Source organism: Streptomyces sp. NPDC048196 (genome assembly GCF_040652715.1).
Lineage (GTDB): Bacteria > Actinomycetota > Actinomycetes > Streptomycetales > Streptomycetaceae > Streptomyces > Streptomyces siderophoricus.
In genome coordinates, this window is the sequence record NZ_JBEZMM010000100.1 from 1 (window position 1) to 11426 (window position 11426).

At 74.1% G+C, this 11426-nt stretch carries 9 protein-coding genes; 4 read left to right on the forward strand and 5 right to left on the reverse strand.

Annotation, left to right across the window (positions count from 1 at the left end):
- Nucleotides 1-67: 67 nt before the first annotated feature.
- The 4 genes from AB0E02_RS38920 to AB0E02_RS38935 form a co-directional block, all read right to left on the reverse strand.
- Nucleotides 68-418: a PRC-barrel domain containing protein gene (locus tag AB0E02_RS38920; RefSeq protein WP_362149428.1), complete on the reverse strand. Its 351-nt coding sequence runs from the start codon at nt 416-418 to the stop codon at nt 68-70.
- Nucleotides 419-465: 47 nt separating this feature from the next.
- Nucleotides 466-636, reverse strand: a complete 171-nt coding sequence (locus tag AB0E02_RS38925) for a hypothetical protein (RefSeq protein WP_030415051.1) — start codon at nt 634-636, stop codon at nt 466-468.
- An 84-nt stretch (nt 637-720) separates the two neighbouring features.
- Nucleotides 721-1224, reverse strand: a complete 504-nt coding sequence (locus AB0E02_RS38930; RefSeq protein WP_362149433.1) for a DUF6328 family protein — start codon at nt 1222-1224, stop codon at nt 721-723.
- A gap of 59 nt (nt 1225-1283) precedes the next feature.
- Nucleotides 1284-3848 (reverse strand): ATP-dependent Clp protease ATP-binding subunit, encoded by a 2565-nt coding sequence (locus AB0E02_RS38935; protein ID WP_362149436.1) that lies wholly within the window; start codon nt 3846-3848, stop codon nt 1284-1286.
- 313 nt (nt 3849-4161) lie between these two features.
- Here AB0E02_RS38935 and AB0E02_RS38940 point away from each other — a divergent pair, with 313 nt between their 5' ends.
- Together AB0E02_RS38940 and AB0E02_RS38945 are read left to right on the forward strand one after the other, a co-directional pair.
- Complete coding sequence (locus tag AB0E02_RS38940) at nt 4162-4821, forward strand: UdgX family uracil-DNA binding protein (protein WP_310727864.1); 660 nt, start codon at nt 4162-4164, stop codon at nt 4819-4821.
- A gap of 24 nt (nt 4822-4845) precedes the next feature.
- Nucleotides 4846-6327, forward strand: a complete 1482-nt coding sequence (locus AB0E02_RS38945; protein WP_362149439.1) for an ornithine decarboxylase — start codon at nt 4846-4848, stop codon at nt 6325-6327.
- A gap of 475 nt (nt 6328-6802) precedes the next feature.
- On the opposite strand, the gene AB0E02_RS38950 is transcribed toward AB0E02_RS38945, so the two are convergent.
- Nucleotides 6803-8995, reverse strand: coding sequence for an FUSC family protein (locus tag AB0E02_RS38950; protein ID WP_362149443.1), 2193 nt, complete (start codon nt 8993-8995; stop codon nt 6803-6805).
- Nucleotides 8996-9117: 122 nt separating this feature from the next.
- On the opposite strand from AB0E02_RS38950, the gene AB0E02_RS38955 reads away from it, so the two are divergent.
- Both AB0E02_RS38955 and AB0E02_RS38960 read left to right on the forward strand, forming a co-directional pair.
- Complete coding sequence (locus AB0E02_RS38955; RefSeq protein ID WP_362149446.1) at nt 9118-9723, forward strand: PadR family transcriptional regulator; 606 nt, start codon at nt 9118-9120, stop codon at nt 9721-9723.
- Between the two features lie 231 nt (nt 9724-9954).
- Nucleotides 9955-11340, forward strand: a complete 1386-nt coding sequence (locus tag AB0E02_RS38960) for a DEAD/DEAH box helicase (protein WP_362149449.1) — start codon at nt 9955-9957, stop codon at nt 11338-11340.
- Nucleotides 11341-11426 lie beyond the last annotated feature (86 nt).

Below are 11426 nucleotides of genomic sequence, written 5' to 3' on the forward strand. Positions count from 1 at the left end.
GGGGGCGGGGCGGGCCCCCCGGCCGGGGGCCCCGGCCCGCGCCCGTCGGCGTCCGCCGGGGGCCGGCTCAGGTGTGCGGGGCGCCGTAGTGACCGGCCAGCATCCGGTGGTACTCGTCGTCCCCGATGTGCTTCTCCCGCTCGAACTCCGGGGCGTCCTCGATGTCCTTCTTCGCGCACGCGAGGTAGATCGTGCTGCGGTCCAGGTCGATCGAGGAGATGAGCCCGGCCGGCAGCAGGATCTCCCGGCCGAAGATCCACACTCCGGTGTCGACGACCAGATAGCTGGCCCCGGCCTCGTCGGAGTGCTCGTCGACCGACCCGACGGTGCCGTCGATCGCCTCGACGGCGAAACCGGTGAGATCGGTCCCGGACACGTACCCCACGCTGTCCTGGTAACCCCAGATGTTCTGCGTCACGAAAACCTCCCCTGCGCCTGCCGGACGACGGCCCGGTCGGGCCGGCGCTACCAGCGGTACCAACGGCCGCGCCCGCCACCCGGCCCGGGCGAGCGGACGAGGAACCCGACCAGCCAGATCGCCAGCGCCACCAGGGCGACGATCCACAGTGCCTTCAGCACGAAGCCCAGCCCGAAGAAGATCAGGACGATGAGCAGGACCAGAAGCAACGGAACCATGGCGTTCGACCTCCGTCTTCGCGGATTCCCCTCCCTGTGACCATCATGCCCCCGGCGGCCCGGGCGGGCGCCCGGGACGGCGGCTCACTCCTTCTCCTTCGACGAGTACCGGCGCAGGGCCCACGCCGGCAGCGCGAACCAGCAGAGCGCGAACCAGACGACCATCCCCACCACGATCCAGGGCACGAACGCGTCACTCATCGCGAGCCGCAGGATCAGCAGCAGCGCCGAGGCGACCGTCGCCAGCAACAGCACGAGCCCGACCAGCGCCAGCCGCGACGCCCACACCACCGTCTCCGGCTTGAGGCGGTGACCGGTGACCAGCCGGTGGAACGTCACCGTGCCGATCAGCGCGCCCGTGGTGGCCGCGCCCAGCAGCACCGTCACCACGTAGATGAGCTGGTCGGTGTGGCTGAGCGTCGGGAACCGCGGGGTGAAGACGACGGTCAGCAGGAAGCCGAAGAGGATCTGCACCCCGGTCTGGATGACCCGCACCTCCTGGAGCAGTTCGATCCAGCGCCGGTCGGCCCGTTCCTCCGGCGACTCGTCGCGGCCCGACGACGTCTGACGCGGCCCCAGTGCCCGCACCGGTCATCCCTCCGTCCGTCCGTACCCGAAGGCTCCTCTCCTGCTTCTGCCCCGCCTCGCTACGTCCTCTCGGGCTGGTTGATGCGGAACGTCAGCTCCTTGTCCGCCACCTCCACGCACACCTCGTCACCCGCGGACAGCGCACCGTCCAGCAGCAGCCGCGACAGCGCGTTGTCGACCTCGCGCTGGATGGTGCGCCGCAGCGGCCGGGCCCCGTACTCGGGCTGGTGGCCGCGGTGGGTGAGCCAGTCCACGGCCTCCGGGCGGAACTCCACGGAGATGTCCTGGGCGTGCAGCCGGCGCCGGGTGCCCTCCAGCAGCAGTCCGGTGATCTGCCGCAGCTGCTCGTCGGTGAGCCGGCGGAACACGATGATCTCGTCGAGCCGGTTGAGGAACTCCGGGCGGAAGTGCTCCCGCAGACTGGCCAGCGCCCGCTCCCGGGCCCCGTCACCGGCCTCCGGCCCCGCCACGTCCGGCCCGAAGCCCAGCACCCCGCGCCCGCCGCTGAGCGCCTCCGAGCCCAGGTTGCTGGTCATCACGATGACGGTGTTCTTGAAGTCGACGGTGCGGCCCTGGGAATCCGTCAGATGCCCGTCGTCGAGGACCTGCAGCAGCATGTTGAAGACGTCCGGGTGGGCCTTCTCCACCTCGTCGAGCAGCAGCAGCGAATACGGGTGCAGCCGCACCGCCTCGGTCAGCTGACCGGCGTCCTCGTGGCCGACGTATCCGGGCGGCGCGCCCACCAGCCGGCTGACCGTGTGCCGCTCCTGGTACTCGCTCATGTCCAGCCGCACCATGCGGTCCTCGCTGCCGAACAGCGCCAGGGCGAGCGCCCGGGCCAGCTCCGTCTTGCCCACCCCGGTGGGGCCCAGGAAGAGGAAACTGCCGATCGGGCGGTTCGGGTCGGAGAGCCCGGCCCGCGAGCGCAGGATCGCCTCGGAGACCGCCGTGACGGCGTCGTCCTGCCCGATCACCCGGGTGTGCAGCCGCTCCTCCAGCCCCAGCAGCCGCTCCTTCTCCTCCTGGGTCAGGCTGCTGACCGGCACCCCGGTCTGCCGGGACACGATCTCGGCGATGTCCTCGCCGGTGACCGACACGATCCGGCCGTCCCCGCTCGGCGCCGATCCCTGGGCGGCCTCGATCCGCGCGGTCAGCTCCGCGAGCCGGTCCCGCAGTTCGGTCGCCCGCTCGTACTGCTCCGACGCCACCGCCTGGTCCTTGTCCACCGCCAGCTGCTCCACCTCGCGCTCCAGCGCCCGCACATCGGTGGTCTTGGTGCCCGAGCGCAGCCGCACCCGCGCACCGGCCTGGTCGAGCAGGTCGATGGCCTTGTCGGGCAGGAAGCGGTGGGCGATGTAGCGGTCGGAGAGCTCGACGGCGGCACGCAGCGCCTCGGGGGTGTAACGCACCTGGTGGTGCGCCTCGTAGCGGTCCTGCAGGCCGCGCAGGATGGCCACCGTGTCCTCGACCGTCGGCTCGGGCACCAGGATCGGCTGGAAGCGGCGGGCCAGCGCGGCGTCCTTCTCGATGTGCCGCCGGTACTCCTCCAGCGTCGTCGCGCCGATCACGTGCAGCTCACCGCGGGCCAGGGCGGGCTTGAGCATGTTGCTCGCCTCCAGCGAACCGCCGTCGCCGCTGCCGCCGCCGGCCCCGACGACCGTGTGCAGCTCGTCGATGAAGATGATCAGCGAGTCCGGGTGGGCCCGGACCTCCTCCATGATCCCGTTCATCCGCTCCTCGAAGTCCCCGCGGTAGCGGGTACCGGCCACCACGGAGGTCAGGTCCAGGGCGACCACCCGGCGGCCCGCCAGGATGTCCGGCACGTCGCCGTCGGCCAGCCGCTGGGCCAGCCCCTCGACGATCGCGGTCTTGCCCACGCCCGCGTCGCCCACCAGCACCGGATTGTTCTTCCCCCGGCGGCAGAGGACCTCGATGGTCTGCTCGATCTGCTCCTCGCGGCCGATCACCGGATCGATCCGGCCGGCCCGGGCGATGTCGGTCAGATCGCGGCTGTACTTGTCGAGGGTCGGGGTGTCGTGCTTGGGCGCGGCGCCGTGCTCGCCCCCGGAGTGGTGCGAGGAGGGGCCGTGACCGCCCTGGGGTGCGGCGTTGGGGTCGAAGTGGGCGAGGTTGAGGATCCGGCCCGCCGCCGAGTCCGGATTGGCGGCCAGCGCGTCCAGCACGTGCTCCGGGCCGATGTACGACGCGCCGTGGTCCCGCGCCAGGTCGTGCGCGCCCAGCAGCGCCCGCTTCACCGCCGGGGTCACCGCCACGCTGGACTGCCGCGGCCCGCTGCCGGCACTCCGGTCGATCTCGGCCGCCAGCGCGTCCGGGTCCGCCCCCGACTGCCGCAGCAGGCTCCGGGTCGGCTCCGCGGACAGCGCCGCCCGCAGCAGGTGCTCGGTGCCGAGCTCGGTGCTGCCGTGCTCGGCGGCGTACGAGGCGGCGGAGGTCACCAGGTCCCGGGCCGGCCCGCTCATCAGGCGCGCGATGTCCGCCTGCCGGGGCAGCGACTGCCCCGCCTCCCCGCCCGCCGACTTCGCGGCGCTGCCGAAGAAGCGCGCGAGGAATTCACCGAACGGGTCCGGGCCGTAACCCTCCGGACCCATGAATCCATTGCTCATGTGTGTCCGTTCCGCTGTCACGGCCGTACCGCGACACGCTGCCTTGGTCGGGTTCGTTCCTGGGCCCGGCCCCGGGGGCCGGGCCCGCTGCGGTCGCCCTCGGGCTCCTGCCCCGGCGGGTGCCCGAGCGGCGGGAGGTCACACGTGACACGCCGCTCCACTGCTTCAGGATCGGTTCCGGCCGGGCCATCCGCACCCGGGCGGGCACCCCCCGGGCACCGCGCATCCGGTGCAAAACCGCTGCCGGGGCGTTAACCGCGGCCCGGTCCGGGAACCCGTTGCGGTGGGCCGCCGGCAGCGCGGCGGCCGCACGATGGGGAAGGCGGTGCCGCTCGTGGAGGAGCCTACGGAGGCGGGGGAGGGGTACGACGCCACGCCGTACCTGCCCGCCCGCGGCGGTCTGGCGGCGCTGCGGCGGGCCGCGGCCGACTGCCGGGGCTGCCCGCTCTTCCGCGACGCCACGCAGACGGTCTTCGGCGCCGGCAGCGCCTCGGCCCGGACGGTGTTCGTCGGGGAACAGCCGGGCGACCAGGAGGACCGGCAGGGCGAGCCGTTCGTCGGCCCGGCCGGACGGCTGCTGCGCAAGGCGATGAACGAAGGGGGGCTCGACGAGCGGCAGGCGTACTTCACCAACGCCGTCAAGCACTTCAAGTTCACCGTCGCCGCCCGCGGCAAACGCCGCATCCACAAGGCCCCCAGCCTGCGGGAGATGACCGCCTGCCGGCCCTGGCTCAACGCCGAACTGGCCCAACTCGACCCGGAGGTGATCGTGGTGCTCGGCGCCACAGCGGCCAAGACCCTCCTCGGTTCCTCGTTCAGGGTGACGAAGGAGCGGGGCGCACCGATCGAGAGCGAGCGCGGGCTGGTGGTGGCCACCGTCCACCCGTCGTCCGTGCTGCGCTCCGACGACCGCGCCGAGGCCTACGCCGGCCTGGTCTCGGACCTGCGCGTGGTGGCCGGGCTGCTGGAGTAGACCTGGAGCAGACCTGGAGCAGACATGGCCGACCACACCAGCGCCCCCGTCCTGCAGGCCCTCGCCGACCACCACACCAAGGGCCGCGTGCCCTTCACCCCGCCCGGCCACAAACAGGCCCGCGGCGCCGACCCGGAGGTACGGGCGGTGCTCGGCGACGCCGTCTTCCTCGGCGACGTCCTCGCCTCCGGGGGGCTCGACGACCGGCGCACCAGGGGAGAGGTGCTGGAGCGCGCCGAACGGCTGATGGCCGACGCGGTGCACGCCGCCCACACCTTCTTCTCCACCTGCGGGAGTTCCCTGTCGGTGAAGGCCGCGATGCTGACCGTCGCCGGGCCGCACGAGAAACTGCTGATCGGCCGGGACGCCCACAAATCCGTGGTGTCCGGGCTGATCCTGTCCGGCATCCGGCCGGTGTGGGTGGAGCCGCGCTGGGACGCCGACCGGCACCTGGCCCACGCCCCGTCGGCCGAGGACTACGAGCGGGCCTTCGCCGCGCACCCCGACGCCCGCGGGGCGCTGGTCACCAGCCCCACCCCGTACGGCACCTGCACCGACCTGCGGGCCCTCGCCGACGTCTGCCACCGCCGGTCCCGCCCGCTGATCGTGGACGAGGCGTGGGGCGCCCACCTGCCGTTCCATCCCGGCCTGCCGTCGTGGGCGATGGACGCCGGGGCCGACGTCTGCGTCACCAGCATCCACAAGATGGGCAGCGGTCTGGAACAGGGCTCGGTCTTCCACCTCCAGGGCGACCTGATCGACCCGGCCAAGCTCAAGATCAGGGCCGATCTGCTGGGCACCACCAGCCCGTCGGTGCTGATCTACGCCGGGCTGGACGGCTGGCGCCGCCAGATGGCCCTGCAGGGCCGGGAACTGCTGGGCCGCGCCCTGGACCTGGCCGCCGAGGTCCGCACCGCCGTCGAGGCGATCGACGGCCTGCACGTCAACGACCGCGCGGACCTGTGCGGCCCCGGACTCGCCGACGACGTCGACCCGCTGCCCGTCGTCATCGACGTCAGCGGCCTGGGCACGACCGGCTACCGCGCGGCGGACTGGCTCCGCGAACACCGTCACCTCGACGCCCACCTCGCCGACCACCGCCGGATCTCCACCCAGCTCACCCACGCCGACGACGCGGAGACCACCGGCGCCCTGCTGACCGCGCTGAAGGACCTCGCCCACGCGGCGGCGGACCTGCAGCCGGCGCCCACCGTCCAGGTGCCGGACCCGGCGGGGCTGCGCATGGAACAGACCTGTCTGCCGCGGGACGCCTTCTTCGGCGACACCGAGGACATCCCGCCGGCGGACGCCGCGGGCCGGATCGCGGCCGAGATGATCACCCCGTACCCGCCGGGAATTCCGGCCGTGCTGCCCGGCGAGCGGCTCACCGAACCCGTCCTGCGCTATCTGTGCTCCGGTATCGAGGCGGGCATGAACCTGCCCGACGCCACCGACCCCGCACTCGGCACGGTCCGCGTGCTGGCCGCAACGGACTCCGCCGGCTGACGCGCCGGAACCCCCCACTCCCCCCGGCGCGTCCGTCGTGGCCCCAGGCATCCGCGCGTGCGCCCGGCACCTCCGTCCCGCGGCCGCCGCGAAGAGCAAACCGTCGGCGTCCCCGATGGTCATCAGCCACAGTTCGGCGCTGCCGGTGTGCCGCAGCGTGTCGGTGACGACCTCGTTCAGGAACAGCAACCCGATCTCATGGGGGCCATGGGAGCCATGGGAGCCAGAGGGGTCATCGGGCGGGCCGCCGTCGGGCGATGCCACGGCGGACAGCGCGCGCCGGGCCGCGGGCCGGCGGGGCGCGTTCGACCATGCGCCGACCGACTCGACGCGGCACGCGGTGATCCTGGACGCCATGGGCCACCAGCCGGCCTCCGGCATGACCTCGGCGATCGGGACGGCCGGCTGCCGCCTCCCCCGGCGGGCGGGCTCCGCGCCGGCCGGGCAGATCCGGGCCGGCGGGGCCGGAGCGATGTCAGATCTCCTCCTGGATGCGGGTCAGATCCGTGGTGAGCCCGTCCAGCCAGATGACCGAGTCCAGCAGCAGAGCCGCGGCCAGCGCCCGGACGTCCCGGTCCGGGCTGTCCCGTGGGATCCGCTGGACGACCGCCAGCAGGCCGCGGACGTCCAGCGGCGGGCTGCGGTCCGGGGGCGCGGTGTGGTCGGTGTCCAGTCGCCGGGCGAGCGCCCGGTAGCCGGCCGCGGTCTCGTCCGCCGCCCGCCGCAGCCAGTCCCCGGTCTCCCGGTGGGTGATCCGGCCCGGGCGGCCGGGCAGCAGCCGTTCGCCGCGCCGGGCGTCCGCCGCGGCGACCAGCACCGCGGGCCAGTCCGGCTGCCGGGCGGTGCGCTCCCGCGGCTCGCACTGGTACTGGGCCAGGCTCTCCCGCGCCAGCGCCAGCGCACGGTTGATCGCCCCGAGGTCCGCCTCGGCGTCGCGCCCCGCGCTGCCCGGCCCGCCCGTCGCCGCCATGCCGCCCGTCCGGCCGGCCCCGGTACGGTCCACGACCCGGGCGGCGGTGCGCCCGATGGACGCAGCGATCGCCGCGGACAGCGCCGCCATGCTGCGCCGCACCTCTCTCCCCGCCCCGCGCGGCCAGGCCACCAGACCGCAGATCAGCCCGATGACGCTGCCCGCCAGGACGTCGGTCAGCCGGACCGGTGCGAGGTGCCAGGTGACCCGGGAGACCTGCGCGAACAGCGTGGCGACGACCAGGGTGAACCCGCCCTGCGCCCAGGCGAGCCCGCGCAGCGGCCCCAGCGTGAACGCCAGCAGCATCACCGGCGGCAGCAGCACCGCGTACACCGCCGCCCGGTCGTCCACCAGGGCCAGCAGCCCACCGGCCAGCACCGCGCCGACCAGCGTGCCCAGCATCGCCTGCCGGATCGCGGAGCGGGTCTCCAGGCTCGTCGTCCGGGTGAGCGTCAGGGTCGCCAGCAGCACCCAGAAACCGTGCTGGAGGTCGAGCACCCCGGCGACCGCCCGGGCCGCGGCCAACCCGAGCGCGAACCGGCAGGCGTTCTGGAAGATCACCGACCGCGGGGTCAGGTGGCTGGTCAGCCGGAGCCACCACAGCGCCGGGGCGTGCACCCGGGCGTAGCCGAAGGCGTGCCCGGCGGTGTCCCGGTCGACGCTGCGGTCGCCGAACAGCAGCCGGGTGGCCAGCACCAGTACGACGGTGGCGTCCGCGGCCTGCACCACCAGCGACCGGCGGCGCAGATAGACCAGCCGGTCGTCGGCGTCCAGCCGCTCCAGGGTGTCCAGCGCCTGGTGGGTGCGCACGGGCCCCAGCTCACGCTCCAGTTCCGTGGCCTGCGGCCCCTGCCCGGGCCGCAGCCGCCGGCCGTCGCGGAGCGTCCGCGCAGCCCCGCGGGCGGCATCGCCGATGCCGGTCAGCAGGGCGACCGTCTCGGGCCGGTAGGCGCGGTGGGCGCCCTCGGCGGTGTGCAGGGCGTCGAGCCGGGCCAGCAGGGTGCGGGCCGCCTCGGCGGCGTGCTGCATGGCCTTGTGGGCGACGGTGGGGGACGCGGGCAGGTCGGCCGGCGGGACCCGGGACGGCCGCAGCGCGTCGGCGGCGGACCGGGCCCGGTCGAGCAGCGGCCCGGGAGCCGGCGCGCCGTGCAGCGCGGCGAGGTCCGCGGCCGCGTCGGCGGCCCCGGCCAGCAGCCGGCGGAACGGCGGGGTGTCCGGTTCGGGCAGCAGGAACCGCTGGGCGGCCGCGAGCAGGGCCGCACCCAGCAGGAAACCGGCCAGCCGCTGGCCCAGCAGCTCAGGGGCGTACGGCGGGAAGCACGGCAGGATGTAGAGCAGCTGCATACCGGGAGCCGCCCCGGCGATCCGCGGCCCGGTGGTCCCCGCGTAGGCGATGACGAAGCCGACGACGAGCATGCCGAGGACCGCGGCCCAGGTCCGTACGGCCAGCAGTGTGCCCAGGGTGAGCAGCAGCAGACCGGCCGGGACCGCGGTGAGCACGGTCGCGGCGCGCTGCCGCCCGGACCCGGGGATGCGGGCGAGCGCGCCCAGCGACACCGCGGTGAAGGCCGCGTACACCGCCATCGCGGTCAGGCCGAGCCCGTAGCGGCAGAGGTAGAAGCCGACGCAGGCCGCGGTGGTCACACGGACCGCGTTGCCGACCACCGAGCGGTGCCCGCGCGGGCCCTGGATGCTCACCTTTCCACTATTGGCCGACCGGCCGCGGTCCGCAGCGCGCGGCGCGGCCGGGGGCCCCGGCGCAAGGGAGTTGGCGCCTTCCGGACCCGGCCGTGGCGGCGCCGGACCGTAGACTGCGGAACGTGACGGACAAGAAGCCGGACGGGGCGGACGCCGGCGACGCGGAGCGGCCGGAGCTGCCGGCCACCGGCTGGGCGGTGCTCGGACTGCTCTCCTTCGGCGAGGAGCTGTCCGGCTACGACCTGAAGAAGTGGTCGGACCGGTCGCTGCGCTTCTTCTACTGGAGCCCGTCCTTCAGCCAGATCTACGGCGAGCTCAAGCGCCTGGAGAAGGCCGGCTACGTCAGTTCGCGGACGGTCGCCCAGGAGACCGGCCACCGCGACAAACGGGTCTATGTGATCACCGACGAGGGGATGGCGGCGGTCCGCCGCTGGGCCCGCGAGGCGCCGGTGGAACCCCCGGTCCTCAAACACGGCGTGATGCTGCGGCTGTGGCTCGGCCATCTGCTGGAGGACGACCGGATGCGGGAAGTCCTGGGCCGGCACCGGGAGTTCGCCGAGACGATGCGGCAGCGCGCCGAGGCCGACGCCGCGGCCGCCCGCGACGCGGAGGCCCGGTCGGGGCCGGCGCTGGTGCTGAAGTGGTCCGAGCGGTTCTACGCCGCCGAGCGCGACCTCGCCGATGCGATGCTGGCCGACCTGGAGGAACGGGACCGCGGACACCCGTAGGGGCCCGGGCGGCAGCGGAGCCGAACGGCTCCGGCATGATCACCGAACTGCTGTGAGCGGCCGGCGTGCTAGGGTGCCAGGGTTGCAGTTCGGTACCCATGATCATGATGTGCGCCTGACGGGAATGGTCCGCAGGCGCACTTGCTGTTTTCCGGCCGGTTCACGCCTTTCCGGATGGGGGCTCGTCGGGCCCCGGCCCCGTACTGTCCCAGGCCCTGGAAAGGAACCCCATTGGCTCGCTCCGCACGCCCGCACCGCACCGGTACGCCCCGGCCCGCCGGATCCGGAAACCCCCGGCGCAGGAACTCCCCGGGCAAGGCCGCGGGCACGTCCGGCGGGAAGGCGGCGGGTGGGAAGGCCACGGCCCGCAAGGCCGCCCCGCCGCAGGAATTCACCGTGCCGGACCCCGTGGTCCCCGCGCTGCCCGCCGTCGCGTCCTTCGCGGAGCTCGACCTGCCGTCGGCCCTGCAGAAGACGCTCACCGCACAGGGCGTGACCGAGCCGTTCCCCATCCAGGCCGCGACCCTGCCCAACTCGCTCGCCGGCCGCGACCTCCTCGGCCGCGGCCGCACCGGCTCCGGCAAGACGCTCGCCTTCGGGCTGTCGCTGCTGGCCCGCACCGCCGGGCTGCGGGCCGCCCCGCGCGCACCGCTCGCCCTGGTCCTGGTGCCCACCCGCGAACTCGCCCAGCAGGTCACCGACGCGCTGCTGCCGTACGCCACCGCCGTGCAGCTGCGCATCGCGACCGTGGTGGGCGGTATGTCGATCACCAAGCAGGCCGGCGCGCTGCGCCGCGGCGCCGAGGTGCTGGTCGCCACCCCCGGGCGGCTCAAGGACCTCATCGAGCGCGGCGACTGTGAGCTCGGACAGGTGCGCCTGACCGTCCTGGACGAGGCCGACCAGATGGCCGACATGGGCTTCCTGCCGCAGGTCACGGCGCTCCTCGCGCAGGTCGAGCCGGGCGGGCAGCGGATGCTGTTCTCGGCCACCCTGGACCGGAACGTGGACCGGCTCGTCCGGCAGTTCCTGACCGACCCGGTGGTGCACTCCGTCGACCCGTCGGCGGGCGCCGTCGCCACGATGGAACACCATGTGCTGCACCTCGCGGACGAGACCGACAAGAAGGCCGTCGCGCTGCGGATCGCGGCCCGCGACGGCCGGGTGATCCTCTTCGTGGACACCAAGCGTTCCGCCGACCGCTTCGCCAAGCGCCTGCTGGCGAGCGGGGTGCGCGCGGCGGCGCTGCACGGCGGCCGCACCCAGCCGCAGCGCAACCGCACCCTGGACCAGTTCAAGAACGGCCAGGTCACCGCGCTGGTGGCGACCAACGTCGCGGCCCGCGGCATCCACGTCGACGCGCTCGACCTGGTCGTCAACGTCGATCCGCCGGCCGACCACAAGGACTATCTGCACCGCGGCGGCCGCACCGCCCGGGCCGGGGAGTCCGGCCGGGTGGTCACGCTGGTGCTGCCCGACCAGAAGCGCGAGATGACCCGGCTGATGCGGGACGCCGGGATCACCCCGGCCACCACCCGCCTCAAGTCCAGCGACGAGGAGCTGGTCCGCCTCACGGGTGCGCGCGAGCCGTCCGGCGTCGCGGTCACCATCGAGGTGTGACTGGCGCCGTGACCACTTTGACCGCACTGTTGGCGGACCGGACGCAGGGCCTGGGCGCGGAACACCCCAGTACGCTGCTCAGCTAC